The following is a 15,524-nucleotide window of genomic DNA, read 5'->3' as shown; positions in this document are numbered from 1 at the left end:
CAGTAGCGCCGACAGGCGCAATGGATCCAGGATTGAACGGCAGAAATATGGAAAGCTCGCAGGACGAATGTTGTCCACGGACGAGCTTTTCGTCATTCAGTGACTGGGAAAATTTGAAATGTCAGAGCATACGGAACACAAGGAACCCTCGTCGCACTCCGGGCCCAGAAAAGGTACGGTCAAGTGGTTCAATGATGCAAAAGGGTTCGGGTTTATCACGCCGGACGATGGGGCAGCAGATGTTTTTGTGCATTTCAGAGCCATCCAGGGCAGTGGTTTTAAAAGTCTCGCTGAAGGGCAGAAAGTGAGCTTTAAAACTACCCAGGGGCAAAAGGGTCTGCAAGCGGACGAAGTTCAAATACTTTGAGGTTCTGCTGCGTGGAAACAGCTGTCCAAGTATCCCTTGGATGACCGAACCTTATTCAGTTCGGCGCCACGGCGTGCGTCTTCCTTTTTGGGATAAGCAATCATGGATAAGCACGGCGAAGAACGTTACGACTCCGCCCGGGGCGGAGTAGGCGTGATCACAGCGCATGTGGACGGACGAGAGCTTTTCTTTCACGTGAAATCCGTTGCCGACGGTGGGCCGAAGTTGAAGGCCGGCGACACCGTGACCTATGAAGTCGTGCAGGGCGAAGACGGCCGGTTTTATGCCATCAATCTTGAAGTCGTGGAAAGTGATCCCCCCGAAACGCCTCAATAGGCATATCGGCCGATTGCATGCTGCAAATGCCACATTGCATAAAAGCCATAGATCGCCACTGCGGCCGGCAGGATCAGCCACCAGGCCCTAGGGGGCATGGCCGGTAGCGGCATGAAACGCTCGCTGAGACTCAGGCTGGCGGCGAGCACCGTGATGGCGAGCAGGGCGCCGGCCAGGACGTCGGTGGGCCAGTGTGCGCCCAGGTATACCCGTGATGACGCTACCGCTAGTGCTGGCAGGCAGCCGAGCAATAGCCAGGTCATGCGCATCCTTGGCGGTTGTTCGCGCCCGGCCAGTATCGCCAGCATCAGGAAAAACGCGAACGAGCCCGAACTGTGGCCGCTGGGCATGCTGAAACTGGTGATCGGCTCGGCCAGCACTTCCGGGCGGATCCGCGCGAAGAAGTATTTGGCGGCGGTGTTGCCCAGCGCCGTCACCGCCAGGGTGGCGCCGAAAAACAGCCCGTGACGCCATTGGCGGGCGAGAAACAGCAGGGTGGTCAGAGTCCCGGCGACGATGAACTGGATACGGAAATCGCCGAGGCGGGTGGCGATCACCGCTGCCACGTCCAGTGCCTGGTCGCGATGTTCCTGGACCAGCGCCATCAGGCCCTGGTCGAAGGCCTTGAGGTACGGGTAGCCGATAAACAGGCTGACCAGCAACGCCAGGCTCAAGCCTGAAATCAGCAGGGTGGTCCGGGGATGACGCTTCACGCTGCAATGGATGCACAACCCGATCAGGGCGACGAGCCCGAGGGCGACCACGGCGGCCTGTGACCAGAACCCTTCAGGCAAGGGTAGGCGGATAGCCGCGCCGGTGGCCCAGCCAGGCAGCAGGTAGACCACCGACCAGCCGGCGCCGGCGATCAGGCTGACGCCGATAAAGCGCGGGAACGGCATGTCGCACATGCCCGCGATCATTGGCAGCATCGGGCGCAGGGGGCCGATAAACCGTCCGACCAGCAGGCTGGCGATGCCGTAGCGCTGGAAGTAGCTTTCGGCGCCGCCGATCCACTGCGGGTGACTGCGCAGGCCGGGCAGGCGCCGGATGTTCTGGTGGAAACGGCGGCCCAGGGTGTAGGAGATCATATCGCCCAGCAAACCACCGATGAACCCCAGCAGTAGGGTTTCGCCCAGGGGCAGGGCGCCGCTGCCGGCCAGCACGGCGATGGCGAACAGCGTGACCGTGCCTGGCACGATGCTCCCGACGATGGCCAGGCATTCGAGGCAGGCGACGATGACAATCGCCAGGCCCAGCCATTGTGGGTTGGCGGTCAGCCAGCCGGTGATGCTATCGAGCCATGGGCCCATGAAGGATTTCCTTTTTCAGGCCAAACAAAAACATTGAGTCATGCACTCCCCATGTAGGAGCTGGCTTGCCAGCGATGAGGCCCGCAAGACTTGCACCGACTGTCCGGCCGCCATCGCCGGCAATCCAGCTCCTACAGGTCATGTGCCTGCAGGAGGCGCATTCTCAGGTATGCAGCAAGTAATCGCGACCTTCGACCTGCCCCCGCCGCAGCGGGTTGCGCGTGCAATACGGCGCATGGCTGGCATCGACGAAGCGGTACATCAGTTGTTCGTCACGCCCGTCGGGAATGCCCAGGCGGGTGGTCTGGATGATCTGTGTCACCTGGGTGCCGACATCCTCGACCACCAGTCCCTGCGGGTCGAAGCGCTTGGCATCCCACATCGGCACCTTGAGCCCGAGGGCCTTGCACAGCAGGGTCTGCCCCGCGCACAGCTTCTGTGTCGGGCGCGCGGAGCCATTGGTCGCCGGATTGTTCAGCAGCATCTGCGCCAGGCTGGCTGGCCCGGAGAGCTCGTCGACCCACGGATAAGCGGATTTGATCAGCACCGCGTTGCCAGGCCCGTGGGCGCTGAAGTTCAGTGAATCGCCGCCACGGGAGTAATACATATAGATATGTCCGCCATCCAGAAACAAAGCCTTACGCTTTTCTGTATAGCCGAGGGAGGCATGGCTGCCTTTTTCCTCGAGGTAATAGGCTTCGGTCTCGATAATCCGCGCTGCCAGCCAGAGATCGCCGACCTTGTGGCGGACGACTTTGCCCAGCAATTCACGGGCGAGCAGCTGCGCATCACGGTCGAAAAAGGCGTCGGGCAGGGCGTTCGGCAAGGGCGCAGGGGTAAGGCTGGACATCGTGGGCGCGAGACTGTTGATGGCTGATCGAGGGGCAAGCATAACGTTTTATGCCTTAATCGCGTCTGAACAGCGACTATTTGTCCTCCATTTCGACCATCCGCCCGGCACCGCTGTCCGTGAGGCGACGCGACAGCTATAATCGGCCGCTTTCCTCTTTGCCAAGTCCCCCTTAAGAGCCATGACTGAGTCCGTTCTCGACTATATGACCCGTCTGGGTCGCGCTGCCCGCGAGGCTTCCCGCGTGATCGGCCGTGCCAGCACCGCGCAGAAGAACCGCGCCCTGCTGGCCGCCGCCGCCGCGCTGGACGCTGCCCGCGCCGAGCTGAGTGCCGCCAACGAACTCGATCTGGCCGCCGCCCGTGCCAATGGCCTGGAGCCGGCTCTGGTTGAACGTCTGGCCCTGACCCCTGAACGCATCGACGGCATGATCGTCGGCCTGCGCCAGGTGGCGAGCCTGCCGGACCCGGTAGGGGCGATCCGCGACATGAGCTACCGGCCTTCGGGGATCCAGGTCGGCAAGATGCGCGTGCCCCTGGGCGTGATCGGCATCATCTACGAGTCGCGGCCGAACGTGACCATCGATGCGGCCAGCCTGTGCCTCAAGTCGGGTAACGCGACCATCCTGCGCGGCGGCTCCGAGGCCATTCATTCCAACCGTGCCATTGCCGCCTGTATCCAGCGCGGCCTGGACGAAGCCGGTCTGCCGGCGGCCGTGGTGCAGGTGGTGGAAGTTACCGACCGCGCCGCCGTCGGGGCGCTGATCAGCATGCCCGAGTACGTCGACGTGATCGTGCCGCGCGGTGGCAAGGGCCTGATCGAGCGGGTCAGCCGCGAGGCGCGGGTGCCGGTGATCAAGCACCTGGACGGCATCTGCCATGTGTATGTCAGCGCCCACGCCGACCTGGCGAAGGCCCGCGACATCGCCTTCAACGCCAAGACCTACCGTTATGGCATCTGCGGTGCCATGGAAACCTTGCTGGTGGATAAGGCGGTCGCCGCCGAATTTCTCCCGGCCATGGCCGAGCGCCTGCGCACCAAGGGCGTCGAGCTGCGCGGTTGCGAGCGGACCCGGGCGGTGATCGAGGCCATCGCCGCCAGCGAAGAAGACTGGAGCACCGAATACCTGGCGCCGATCCTGTCGATTCGGGTGGTCGACGGGCTGGACGCGGCCATCGAGCACATCAACCACTACGGCTCGCACCATACCGACGCCATCGTCACCGAGAACCTGGCGCAGTCCCGGGCCTTCATGGCCGAAGTCGACTCCAGTTCGGTGATGCTCAATGCCCCGACCTGCTTCGCCGACGGCTTCGAATACGGATTGGGTGCCGAGATCGGCATTTCTACTGATAAGCTGCACGCCCGCGGCCCGGTAGGGCTGGAAGGCCTGACCTGCGAGAAGTACATCGTGGTCGGCGACGGGCAGTTGCGCGGTCAGGCCGCGGTCTGAGCGAGTGAGTAAACGTCTGCCAGCCGTCGTCAGCCCGCGCCAGGTTCCGCCCCGGCGCATTGGCGTGCTCGGCGGAACCTTCGACCCGGTGCACATCGGCCATTTGCGCAGTGCCCTGGAAGTCGCGGAGCTGATGGACCTCGATGAGTTGCGCCTGACCCCCAGTGCCCGGCCGCCCCATCGGGATACACCGCAGGTCTCGGCCATTGATCGATTGGCCATGGTCGATTGCGCGGTGGCCGGCGTCAGCCCGCTGGTGGTGGACGACCGCGAGCTGCAACGGGACAAGCCGTCCTACACGATCGACACCCTGGAACTGATGCGCGCCGAGCTGGCCGCCGAGGACCAGTTATTCTTGTTGTTGGGCTGGGACGCATTTTGCGGCCTGCCCACGTGGCACCGCTGGGAAGAATTGCTCCAGCATTGCCATATCCTGGTGCTGCAACGCCCGGATGCCGACAGCGAACCGCCGGATGCCTTGCGCAATCTGCTGGCCGCGCGGTCGGTCAGCGACCCGAAGGCCCTGCCGGGGCCTGGCGGGCATATTACATTCGTCTGGCAGACACCTCTCGCGGTGTCGGCCACCCAGATCCGTCAACTGCTGGCCAGCGGTAAGTCGGTACGTTACCTGGTGCCTGACGCGGTCCTGGCCTATATCGATGCGCACGGGCTGTACCGTGCGTCGAACTGAAACGGCGCGCTTGAAAGCACGAATAGTCGTGTATTGAAGCGCCCGAACATATGAGCAAAACGAGTTTTTTATGACCAACAACGACGTAAACAAAGTAAAGCGCAAAGGCACGTTCAAGAGTGCTCCGCTGCCGGAGAAAGTCCTCAGCGGTGAGCCCCTCAAGGGTGAAGAGCTGGTCAAGATTGCCGTAGCCGCCCTGGAAGACGTCAAGGGCCAGGACATCCTGGTGATCGACGTTCGTGAAAAGCAGAGCATCACCGACTTCATGATCATCGCCACCGGTACCTCCAACCGCCAGATCGGCGCGATGCTGGACAAGGTCCGCGAAGCGGTCAAGGCCCTGGGCATCAAGCCGCTGGGTGAAGAAGGCAAGGGTGACAGCGACTGGGTACTGTTGGATATGGACGACGTGATCGTCCACATGATGACCGCCAGCGCTCGCCAGTTCTATGACCTGGAGCGTTTGTGGCAGGGTGCCGAGCAGAGCCGTTCGGCCAGCGCCGCGCACCACAGCCCGGAAAACACCCATGAGCATTTCATCAAGCTCAACAAAGACCAGGAATAAGGTGGCGTTGTGCGCCTGCGCCTGATTGCTGTCGGTTCACGCATGCCCAAGTGGGTGGAAGAGGGTTGGCACGAGTATGCCAAGCGTCTGCCATCCGAACTGGCGCTGGAACTGGTGGAAATTCCGCTCAATACCCGGGGCAAGAACGCCGACGTGACGCGTTTTATCCGTCAGGAAGGCGAAGCGATGCTGGCCAAGGTCGGTCCGAACGAGCGGATCGTCACGCTGGAGGTCCATGGCAAGCCGTGGAGCACCGAGCAGTTGGCGGTCGAGCTGGATCGCTGGCGGCTGGATTCGCGCACGGTCAACTTCATGGTCGGCGGTCCCGAGGGGCTGGCGCCGGAAGTCTGTGCGCGGGCCGATCAGCGCTGGTCGCTGTCGCCGCTGACCTTGCCGCACCCCTTGGTGCGGATCCTGATCGGTGAACAGCTGTATCGCGCCTGGACCGTGCTGTCCGGGCATCCTTACCATAAATAAGCCTGCCGAATGACCCAGCCGATTCGCCTCAAGGACCACGAGAAAGACGCCCGTCTGGTGCGTAACCGTGTCGTGGTCGGCGCAATTGTGGTGGTGGCGCTGATCGGCGTGCTGATCGCCCGGTTGTATTTCCTCCAGGTGATCCAGTACGACTATCACTCGACCAAGTCGGAAAACAACCGCGTCCATGTCCAGTCGATTCCGCCCAGCCGTGGCCTGATCTACGACCGTAATGGCCTTGTAGTGGCGGATAACCGGCCCAGCTTCAGCCTGAGCGTGACCCGTGAGCGTTCGGGGGACTGGCGCCAGGTGCTGGACGTGCTGGTGGAGGTCCTGCAGCTCACCCCGGAAGATCGTGTTCTTTTCGAAAAACGCGTGCGCCAGGGCCGGCGGCCGTTCGAGCCGGTGCCGATCCTGTTCGAGTTGACCGAAGAGCAGATCGCCCGGGTGGCCGTGAACCAGTTCCGCCTGCCGGGCGTCGAGGTGGTCGCGCAATTGGTTCGCCATTATCCCCAGGGTGCGCACTTCGCGCACTCGGTGGGCTATATGGGGCGGATCAACGAAGCGGAGCTCAAGGCCCTGGACCCGGTGAACTACAGCGGCACCCACCATATCGGCAAGACCGGCATCGAGCGTTTCTACGAGGCCGAGCTGCATGGCCAGGTGGGTTACGAGGAAGTCGAGACCAACGCCCGCGGGCGTATCCTGCGGGTGCTCAAGCGCACCGACCCGGTGCCGGGCAAGGACATTGTCCTGAGTCTGGACATCAAGTTGCAGGAAGCCGCCGAAGAAGCCCTCGGCGGTCGCCGTGGCGCCGTGGTAGCGCTGAACCCGGCCACCGGCGAGGTGCTGGCGATGGTCAGCCAACCGAGTTTCGACCCGAACCTGTTCGTCACCGGGATCGGCTTCAAGGCCTACGCCGAGTTGCGCGACTCCATCGATCGGCCGCTGTTCAACCGGGTGCTGCGCGGCCTTTATCCGCCGGGTTCGACCATCAAGCCGGCGGTGGCGATTGCCGGACTCGACAGCGGCGTGGTCAACGCTACGACGCGGGTTTTCGACCCCGGTTACTACGAACTGCCCAATTACGATCACAAATACCGCAACTGGAACCGCACCGGCGATGGCTGGGTGGACCTGGACACGGCGATCATGCGTTCCAACGACACCTACTTTTATGACCTGGCCCACAAGCTGGGCATCGACCGGCTGTCCACCTACATGAACAAGTTCGGCCTGGGCCAGAAGGTCTCCCTGGACATGTTCGAGGAATCGCCGGGGCTGATGCCTTCGCGCGAATGGAAGCGCACCACCCGGCGCCAGGCCTGGTTCCCCGGCGAAACCCTGATCCTCGGCATCGGCCAGGGCTATATGCAGGCCACGCCCCTGCAACTGGCCCAGGCCACGGCGTTGGTGGCGAACAAGGGCGTGTGGAACCGTCCGCACCTGGCCAAGACCATCGAAGGCCAGAAACCGCTGGATAAAGACCCGATGCCGGACATCGTCCTGCGTAACCAGGCGGATTGGGACAAGGTCAGCCATGGTATGCAGCAAGTGATGCACGGTGCCCGTGGCACCGCGCGCAAGGCGGCCGTCGGTTCGCAGTACCTGATCGCCGGCAAGAGCGGGACCGCCCAGGTCGTGGCGATCAAGCAGGGCGAGAAGTACGACCGCTCGAAAGTCCAGGAACGTCATCGCGACCACGCCCTGTTCGTCGGCTTCGCCCCGGCCAACAACCCGAAAATTGCCGTGGCGGTGATGGTCGAGAACGGTGAGTCCGGTTCCGGCGTCGCCGCGCCGGTGGTTCGCCAGGTCATGGACGCCTGGTTGCTCGGCCCGGATGGCAAGCTCAAACCCGAATATGCCGACTCAACCCCCTTGCAGGTGATGCCTTGATCGCCAATTTCGACCGCATCCTCTCCAGTGAAGATGTGATGCGCCGCCGGGCCACCTTGTTGCAACGCATGCACATTGATGGCCCCTTGCTGGTCCTGCTGCTGACCCTGGCGGCCGGTAGCCTGTTCGTCCTCTATTCGGCCAGCGGCAAGAGCTGGGACCTGCTGATCAAGCAGGCCACCTCCTTCGGCATCGGCCTGGTCTCGATGTTCGTCATCGCCCAGCTCGAACCGCGCTTCATGGCGCGCTGGGTGCCACTGACCTACGTGCTGGGGGTGATGCTGCTGGTGGTGGTGGATGTCATGGGGCACAACGCCATGGGCGCCACGCGCTGGATCAATATTCCCGGGGTGATCCGCTTCCAACCGTCGGAATTCATGAAGATCCTGATGCCGGCGACCATCGCCTGGTACCTGTCCAAGCGCACCCTGCCGCCGCAGCTCAAGCACGTGGCCATCAGCCTGATGCTGATCGGCGTGCCGTTTATCCTGATCGTCCGCCAGCCCGACCTCGGCACCTCGCTGCTGGTCCTGGCCGGCGGTGCGTTCGTGCTGTTCATGGGCGGCCTGCGCTGGCGCTGGATCATCAGCGTACTGGCGGCGGCTATACCGGTGGCGGTGGGCATGTGGTTCTTTATCATGCACGACTACCAGAAACAGCGGATCCTGACCTTCCTCGACCCGGAAAGCGATCCGCTGGGCACCGGCTGGAATATCATCCAGTCCAAGGCCGCCATCGGTTCCGGTGGTGTATTCGGCAAGGGCTGGCTGCTGGGCACCCAGTCGCACCTGGACTTCCTGCCGGAAAGCCATACCGATTTCATTATCGCGGTGATGGGCGAAGAGTTCGGCCTGGTGGGTATTTGCGCCTTGCTGCTGCTCTACCTGCTGCTGATCGGGCGCGGGCTGGTGATTACCGCCCAGGCCCAGACGCTGTTCGGCAAACTGCTGGCCGGCAGCCTGACCATGACGTTTTTTGTGTATGTTTTCGTCAACATCGGTATGGTCAGCGGTCTGCTGCCGGTGGTGGGGGTGCCGTTGCCATTCATTAGCTATGGCGGAACTTCGCTGGTGACACTGCTGTCAGCGTTTGGGGTTTTGATGTCGATCCATACCCACCGCAAGTGGATCGCACAGGTTTGAGCAAGGTGAACAATTCAATGCAAGTATTGCGCGGTTGGGCGGCTCGGTGTGCGCCCTGGATAGGCCTGGTCGGCTGTCTGGGGGCAGGAACGGGCGCGCTGGCCGGTGACTACGAAGGTTCGCCGCAAGTGGCCCAGTTCGTCGCGGAAATGACCCGCGACTACGGCTTTGCCGGTGAGCAACTGATGGAGGTGTTCCGTCAGGTCGAACGCAAGCAGAGCATTCTCGACGCGATTTCCCGCCCGGCGGAACGGGTCAAGCCGTGGAAGGAATACCGGCCGATCTTTATCACCGAGGCGCGGGTGGCCCGCGGCGTCGACTTCTGGCGCCAGCATGAAGCGGCCCTGGCCCGTGCCGAGCAGGAATACGGCGTGCCGGCCCAGGTGATTGTCTCGATCATCGGCGTGGAAACCTTTTTTGGCCGTAACACCGGCAATTACCGGGTGATCGACGCCTTGTCGACCCTGGGCTTCGACTATCCGCCGCGGGCCGATTTTTTCCGCAAGGAGTTGCGTGAATTCCTCCTGCTGGCCCGTGAAGAGCAGCTCGACCCGCTGAGCCTCAAGGGCTCCTACGCCGGAGCCATGGGCCTGCCGCAGTTCATGCCGAGCAGTTTTCGCGCCTATGCGGTGGATTTCGACGGCACCGGCCATATCAATATCTGGACCAACGCCGACGACGCCATCGGCAGCGTGGCCAGCTATTTCAAGCGCCACGGCTGGGTCGCCGGGGAACCGGTGGTCAGCCGCGCGGATGTGCGCGGCGACCAGGTCGACCAGGGCCTGAGCCCGGGTCTCGAGCCGGTCAAGACCGTTGGGGAGTTGCGGGCGCTGGGCTGGTCGAGTCATGATGCGTTGCGCGATGATATGCCAGTGACGGCGTTTCGCCTGGACGGCGACAATGGCCCGGAATATTGGATGGGCCTGAAGAATTTTTATGCGATCACGCGCTATAACCGCAGCGTAATGTACGCCATGGCCGTGCATCAGCTGTCTGACCTGTTGGTCCAAGCACGGGGCGTCAAGTAATGCAGGCTTTGCCGATTCCAAAACCACTGAAGCTGTTGGCTTACACCGCGTTGGCGGTGCTGGTGGTCAGTTGTTCGACCAGCCGCTCGCCCTACCAGTCGTCGTCCTCTTCCAATGCCATCCGCGCCAAGCCGGGCCTGGACATCAACCGTGCCCATAAAGACGGCGCGCCGTGGTGGGACGTCGATGTGTCGCGGATCCCGGATGCCACGCCGACCTTGCACACCGGGCCGTACAAGGCCAACCCCTACACGGTGCTGGGCAAGACCTATTTCCCGCTGACCGACTCCAAGCGCTACGTGGCCCAGGGCACGGCGTCTTGGTACGGCACCAAGTTCCATGGCCAGAACACCGCCAATGGCGAGGTCTATGACCTGTATGGCATGAGTGCCGCGCACAAGACCCTGCCGTTGCCCAGCTATGTGCGGGTGACCAACCTGGACAACAACCGCAGCGTGATCTTGCGGGTCAACGACCGCGGGCCGTTCTATTCGGATCGGATCATCGACCTGTCCTACGCCGCCGCGAAAAAGCTCGGTTATGCCGAGATCGGCACGGCGCGGGTCAAGGTCGAGGGCATCGACCCGCAGGAATGGTGGGCCCAGAAGGGGCGGCCGGCGCCGCTGATGCTCAACGAACCGCAAGTGGCGCAGTCCCAGGCTCCAGCCCTGACCGCGTCCACCGGGACGATCGAGCAGTGGACGCCGCCACCGCAGCAACACGCCACCGACGTTGTGCCCGTACAGGCTGACGCAAAAAAAAACGGTTCTGCACCAGCCTCTGGCCAGTATCTCCAGGTGGGCGCCTTCGCCAACCCGGACGCTGCCGAACTGTTGAGGTCGAAGCTAAGCTCGATGGTGAAAGCGCCGGTCTTCGTCAGCTCGATCGTGCGCAACCAGCAGACCCTGCATCGGGTACGGATGGGGCCGATCGGCACGCCGGGTGAGGTCCAGCAAGTGCAGAACAGCGTACGTCTGGCCAATCTCGGTTCACCAAGTCTGGTGACGTCGGAGTAACACAGGCACAATTGTGGATTAGGCTGCTTTTCAGGGGCCGGGTCCTGGGTTGTTGGTTCGTTTGATAATAAAAGCCTGGAAAGGGTGGTGGAGCGAGCAACCTGACACGGGGCAGTTGGAAAACTGCCGGATTTATTTTTGCCCGCGAGGGCAAGTTTCCATTAGCGATTTCGAGAGACGGATGAACATCACCACCTTTGCCAAACGTTTGTGCCTGCTTGTACCCCTGATCGTTGCGCCTGCCGCCTGGGCCGCCGATGACATGGCCCTGCCGGCTTCGCCGCAACTGGCCGCCAAAGCCTATGTACTCATGGATGCCGCCAGCGGCAACGTGCTGGTCGAGAACAATGGCGACCAGCGCCTGCCCCCGGCCAGCCTGACCAAACTGATGAGCGCCTACATCGCGACCAAGGAAATCCGTCGCGGGCAGATCGGCGAGAACGATATGGTGACCGTCAGCGAAAACGCCTGGCGCACCGGCGGCTCGCGGATGTTCATCAAGGTCGGTTCCCAGGTGACCGTCAGCGACCTGCTGCACGGCATCATCATCCAGTCCGGCAACGACGCCACCGTGGCGCTGTCCGAGCACATCGCCGGCAGCGAAGACGCGTTCGCCGACATGATGAACAAGACGGCTGGCGAACTGGGCATGACCAACAGCCACTTCATGAACCCGACCGGCTTGCCGAACCCGGATCACTACTCTTCGCCTCACGACATGGCGGTCCTGGCTCGGGCGATCATTCGTCTCGACCCGGTGCACTACGCGATCTACTCGCAGAAAGAGTTCTTCTGGAACGGCATCAAGCAGCCTAACCGCAACCTGCTGCTGTGGCGCGACAAAACGGTCGACGGCCTGAAAACCGGCCACACCGAAGAGGCCGGTTACTGCATGGTGGCCTCGGCGGTACGTGACGGCCAGCGCCTGATCGCCGTGGTGTTCGGTACCAACAGCGAATCGGCACGTGCTTCTGAAACCCAGAAGCTGCTGACCTACGGTTTCCGTTTCTTCGAAACCCAGACCTTCTACCAGAAGGGCACCGAACTGGCCCAGGCACCGGTCTGGAAAGGCACCACCCACCAGGTCAAGGCCGGCCTGGCCGAAGACCTGACCATGACCATGCCTAAAGGCCAGCTGAAGAAGCTCGCCGCCAGCATGACCATGAACCCGAAACTGGTCGCACCGATTGCCAAGGGTGACGTGATCGGTAAAGTCGAAGTCAAACTGGACGACAAAGTGGTACACAGCGCCGATCTGATCGCGCTGGACGCGGTCGAGGAAGGTGGTATCTTCCGTCGCCTGTGGGACAGCATCCGTATGTTCTTCTACGGCATGTTCAACTGAGGTCGACCGCTAACAGAAAGTGTCGATTTGCGTACCTCGCGCCTGACCCGGGCGTGAGGTATGTCCGTTGCCTGGGCTTACGAGGCCGTTATTGTCATGACAGACACTGAAGTAAAAGCACCGAAAATCGAATTCCCCGTTACCGACTACCCGGTCAAGGTCATCAGCGACACGGGTGTGGGCAACAAGGACAAGATCCTCGAGATCGTCAAGAAACACGCCACGATCAACGATAATCGGGTGGACGAGCGCCAGAGCACCAACGGCAAGTACACCACGATCCAGCTGCATATCGTGGCCACTGGCCAGGACCAGCTGTACGACATCAACAGCGAGTTGCGGGCCACCGGTTTCGTGCATATGGTGCTGTGATGGGCGGTGTGCTGGGCTTTCGCGAGCTCGGCCAGACCCCTTACGAGCCGGTCTGGCATGCCATGCAGCGTTTCACCGATGGGCGCAAGAACGCGGACGCACCGGACGAAATCTGGCTGGTGCAGCATCCGTCGGTGTTCACCCAGGGCCAGGCCGGCAAGGCCGAGCATGTGCTGCTGCCGGGAGATATTCCGGTGGTCAAGGTCGATCGCGGCGGCCAGGTGACTTATCATGGCCCCGGCCAACTGGTGGCCTATCTGTTGCTGGATGTTCGCCGCCTGGGTTTTGGCGTGCGCGAACTGGTCAGCCGGATGGAGCGTTGCCTGATCGATCTGTTGGCCGGCTATGGCGTGAACGCCGAGGCCAAGGCCGACGCCCCCGGCGTGTATGTCGACGGGGCGAAGATCGCCTCCTTGGGCCTGCGGATTCGCAACGGCTGTTCGTTCCATGGCCTGGCGCTGAATGTCGACATGGACCTTGGGCCGTTTCGACGGATTAACCCCTGCGGTTATGCGGGGCTGGCGATGACCCAGCTGCGCGACCACACAGGACCGATTGAATTTGCCGAGGTAAGTGCCCGGCTGCGCGCGCAGCTCGTCAAACACCTCGACTATGCTGAGCAGACGACCCTCACGGGCGGAATCGATTGATATGACTACTGCGCAAGACGCTGTGCAAACCCTGATCCCGGCGCTGGACGTTTCCGAGCGCCCGGCCCGTGCGAAAGTCGAAACCGGCGTCAAGCTGCGTGGCGCCGAGAAAGTCGCACGTATCCCGGTGAAGATCATTCCGACCACCGAACTGCCGAAGAAACCCGACTGGATCCGCGTGCGCATCCCGGTTTCGCCGGAAGTCGACCGTATCAAGCAATTGCTGCGCAAGCACAAGCTGCACAGCGTCTGTGAAGAGGCTTCCTGCCCGAACCTGGGCGAGTGCTTCAGCGGCGGTACCGCGACCTTCATGATCATGGGTGATATCTGCACCCGTCGTTGCCCGTTCTGCGACGTCGGCCACGGCCGGCCGAAGCCCCTGGACGTCAACGAGCCGCAAAGCCTGGCCATTGCCATCGCCGACCTGCGCCTGAAGTACGTGGTGATCACCTCCGTGGATCGTGACGACCTGCGTGACGGCGGTGCCCAGCACTTCGCCGACTGCATCCGCGAGATCCGCAAGCTGTCGCCGAACGTGCAGCTCGAGACCCTGGTCCCCGACTACCGTGGGCGCATGGACATCGCGCTGGAAATCACCGCCGCCGAGCCGCCGGATGTGTTCAACCACAACCTGGAAACCGTGCCACGCCTGTACAAGGCCGCGCGTCCGGGTTCCGACTACCAGTGGTCGCTGACCCTGCTGCAACGCTTCAAGCAGATGATGCCGCACATTCCGACCAAGTCCGGCTTGATGCTGGGCCTGGGCGAAACCGACGAGGAAGTCATCGAAGTCATGCAGCGCATGCGCGAGCACGACATCGACATGCTGACCCTCGGCCAGTACCTGCAGCCGTCCCGCAGCCACTTGCCTGTGCAGCGTTTCGTGCACCCGGACGTCTTCGCCTGGTTCGCCGAGGAAGGCTACAAGATGGGCTTCAAGAACGTGGCTTCCGGGCCGTTGGTGCGTTCGTCCTACCATGCCGACGAGCAGGCCAAGCTGGTCAAGGCTGAACTGCTGGGAGCGTAACCCTTGAACCGTCGTCGACCCGTGCAGGCTTCCTATCAGGTCCAGAGCGCGGTGCCGGCGCTACGGCAGGGCGGGGTGATCGGTTTGATCGCCCCGGCCGGTCCTGCTGCCCTTGACGTGCTCAGGGCGCAGGCGTGGGTTCAGGCCCGCGGCTATGAGCTGCGGATCTTTCCGGGTGTCTCGCAACGGGACGGTTACCTGGCCGGCAGTGATGAAGTCCGCCTGCGCGACTTGCACGACGCCTTTGCCGATCCTGAAATCGATGTGATTCTCTGCCTGCGCGGGGGTTATGGTTGTCCGCGTCTGTTGGACGACATTGATTTCGAATTACTTAAAAAACATCCAAAAGCCTTGGTCGGTTACAGCGATATCACTGCGCTGCACCTGGCGATTGCCCGTTATGCGGGGTTTATGACCTTTCATGGACCGTTGTTCAATGCGGATCTGCTCGGGGACAAGCTGCCGCCGACCGAGTCCTCGTTGTTCAACCTGCTGACCGGGCAGGTGCGCGCGGGTAGCGTGTTCGAGCATCCCGCGGCGTTTCCACTGACCACCGTGGTTCCGGGCGCCGCCTCGGGGCGCTTGCAAGGCGGCAACCTGTCGTTGATCTGCTCCACGCTGGGCACGCCCTATGAAATCGACACCAATGGCTTGATCCTGCTGATCGAGGACGTCAATGAGCCGCTGTACCGGGTTGACCGGTTACTCACACACCTGCGCCTGGCGGGCAAACTGGAAGGCCTGAGGGGCGTGTTGGTGGGGGATTTTGCCGGGGTCGACCCGGATGCGCTGGCGCGCTTGCTCAAGCAAGAGCTGGGGCCCTTGGGCATTCCGGTGCTGGCGGGTTGGCGCAGCGGGCATTGCGACCCGAACCTGACGTTGCCGCTGGGGGCGCAGGTGAGGTTGGATGCCGATGCGCGGCAGCTGGTGTTGGAGCAGGATGTGGTGCGCGCCGAATAACCTGGTTTTATCCACAATCTCACGGCTGATCAGATTCCT

General features: G+C 62.4%; 17 protein-coding genes. 15 read left to right on the top strand and 2 right to left on the bottom strand.

The features are described from left to right. Nucleotides 1-118: 118 nt before the first annotated feature. The gene (locus tag M5C71_RS27750; protein WP_152741731.1) at nt 119-367 is read left to right on the top strand and encodes a cold-shock protein; all 249 of its coding nucleotides are present in this window, start codon (nt 119-121) and stop codon (nt 365-367) included. Between the two features lie 102 nt (nt 368-469). Then, nucleotides 470-703, top strand: a complete 234-nt coding sequence (locus tag M5C71_RS27745) for a cold shock domain-containing protein (RefSeq protein ID WP_152741732.1) — start codon at nt 470-472, stop codon at nt 701-703. Here M5C71_RS27745 and M5C71_RS27740 read toward each other — a convergent pair. Both M5C71_RS27740 and M5C71_RS27735 read right to left on the bottom strand, forming a co-directional pair. Beyond that, entirely contained in the window at nt 697-2,013 is a 1,317-nt protein-coding gene (locus M5C71_RS27740; protein ID WP_248769239.1) for a bifunctional DedA family/phosphatase PAP2 family protein, read from the bottom strand. The genes M5C71_RS27745 and M5C71_RS27740 overlap by 7 nt on opposite strands. A 163-nt stretch (nt 2,014-2,176) precedes the next feature. Beyond that, nucleotides 2,177-2,863: a DNA-3-methyladenine glycosylase gene (locus M5C71_RS27735; RefSeq protein ID WP_248769238.1), complete on the bottom strand. Its 687-nt coding sequence runs from the start codon at nt 2,861-2,863 to the stop codon at nt 2,177-2,179. A gap of 181 nt (nt 2,864-3,044) precedes the next feature. Between M5C71_RS27735 and M5C71_RS27730 the strand changes: the two genes are divergently transcribed. The 13 genes from M5C71_RS27730 (at nt 3,045) to M5C71_RS27670 (ending at nt 15,485) form a co-directional block, all read left to right on the top strand. Beyond that, on the top strand, nt 3,045-4,316 hold the full coding sequence (locus M5C71_RS27730) for a glutamate-5-semialdehyde dehydrogenase (protein WP_103495807.1): 1,272 nt from the start codon (nt 3,045-3,047) through the stop codon (nt 4,314-4,316). 16 nt (nt 4,317-4,332) lie between these two features. Beyond that, nucleotides 4,333-5,007 carry a nicotinate-nucleotide adenylyltransferase gene (nadD, locus tag M5C71_RS27725; protein ID WP_247263181.1) on the top strand — a complete coding sequence of 225 codons (675 nt, stop codon included), beginning with the start codon at nt 4,333-4,335 and terminating at the stop codon, nt 5,005-5,007. Between the two features lie 70 nt (nt 5,008-5,077). Further along, nucleotides 5,078-5,572 (top strand): ribosome silencing factor, encoded by a 495-nt coding sequence (gene rsfS, locus M5C71_RS27720; RefSeq protein ID WP_103495809.1) that lies wholly within the window; start codon nt 5,078-5,080, stop codon nt 5,570-5,572. Nucleotides 5,573-5,581: 9 nt separating this feature from the next. Continuing rightward, complete coding sequence (gene rlmH / locus M5C71_RS27715) at nt 5,582-6,049, top strand: 23S rRNA (pseudouridine(1915)-N(3))-methyltransferase RlmH (RefSeq protein WP_040071182.1); 468 nt, start codon at nt 5,582-5,584, stop codon at nt 6,047-6,049. A 9-nt stretch (nt 6,050-6,058) separates the two neighbouring features. Beyond that, entirely contained in the window at nt 6,059-7,945 is a 1,887-nt protein-coding gene (gene mrdA / locus M5C71_RS27710) for a penicillin-binding protein 2 (RefSeq protein WP_103495810.1), read from the top strand. Nucleotides 7,946-7,983: 38 nt separating this feature from the next. Then, on the top strand, nt 7,984-9,087 hold the full coding sequence (rodA, locus tag M5C71_RS27705; RefSeq protein WP_177099602.1) for a rod shape-determining protein RodA: 1,104 nt from the start codon (nt 7,984-7,986) through the stop codon (nt 9,085-9,087). A 17-nt stretch (nt 9,088-9,104) separates the two neighbouring features. Then, on the top strand, nt 9,105-10,115 hold the full coding sequence (gene mltB, locus M5C71_RS27700) for a lytic murein transglycosylase B (protein WP_152741736.1): 1,011 nt from the start codon (nt 9,105-9,107) through the stop codon (nt 10,113-10,115). Continuing rightward, nucleotides 10,115-11,131: a septal ring lytic transglycosylase RlpA family protein gene (locus tag M5C71_RS27695; protein ID WP_103495812.1), complete on the top strand. Its 1,017-nt coding sequence runs from the start codon at nt 10,115-10,117 to the stop codon at nt 11,129-11,131. The genes mltB and M5C71_RS27695 overlap by 1 nt, the downstream gene beginning before the upstream one ends. A gap of 181 nt (nt 11,132-11,312) precedes the next feature. Next, nucleotides 11,313-12,476 carry a D-alanyl-D-alanine carboxypeptidase family protein gene (locus tag M5C71_RS27690; RefSeq protein WP_103495813.1) on the top strand — a complete coding sequence of 388 codons (1,164 nt, stop codon included), beginning with the start codon at nt 11,313-11,315 and terminating at the stop codon, nt 12,474-12,476. A 96-nt stretch (nt 12,477-12,572) separates the two neighbouring features. Further along, nucleotides 12,573-12,848: a DUF493 domain-containing protein gene (locus tag M5C71_RS27685; protein ID WP_103495864.1), complete on the top strand. Its 276-nt coding sequence runs from the start codon at nt 12,573-12,575 to the stop codon at nt 12,846-12,848. Continuing rightward, nucleotides 12,848-13,498, top strand: coding sequence for a lipoyl(octanoyl) transferase LipB (gene lipB, locus M5C71_RS27680; protein WP_103495814.1), 651 nt, complete (start codon nt 12,848-12,850; stop codon nt 13,496-13,498). The genes M5C71_RS27685 and lipB overlap by 1 nt, the downstream gene beginning before the upstream one ends. A gap of 1 nt (nt 13,499) precedes the next feature. Then, nucleotides 13,500-14,525 (top strand): lipoyl synthase, encoded by a 1,026-nt coding sequence (gene lipA / locus M5C71_RS27675; RefSeq protein WP_103495815.1) that lies wholly within the window; start codon nt 13,500-13,502, stop codon nt 14,523-14,525. Nucleotides 14,526-14,528: 3 nt separating this feature from the next. Continuing rightward, nucleotides 14,529-15,485, top strand: a complete 957-nt coding sequence (locus M5C71_RS27670) for an LD-carboxypeptidase (RefSeq protein ID WP_103495816.1) — start codon at nt 14,529-14,531, stop codon at nt 15,483-15,485. Nucleotides 15,486-15,524: the final 39 nt, after the last annotated feature.

Source organism: Pseudomonas sp. MWU12-2345, from assembly GCF_023242385.1.
GTDB classification, from domain to species: domain Bacteria; phylum Pseudomonadota; class Gammaproteobacteria; order Pseudomonadales; family Pseudomonadaceae; genus Aquipseudomonas; species Aquipseudomonas gingeri_D.
This window is presented reverse-complemented; position numbering and strand designations above follow the sequence as displayed.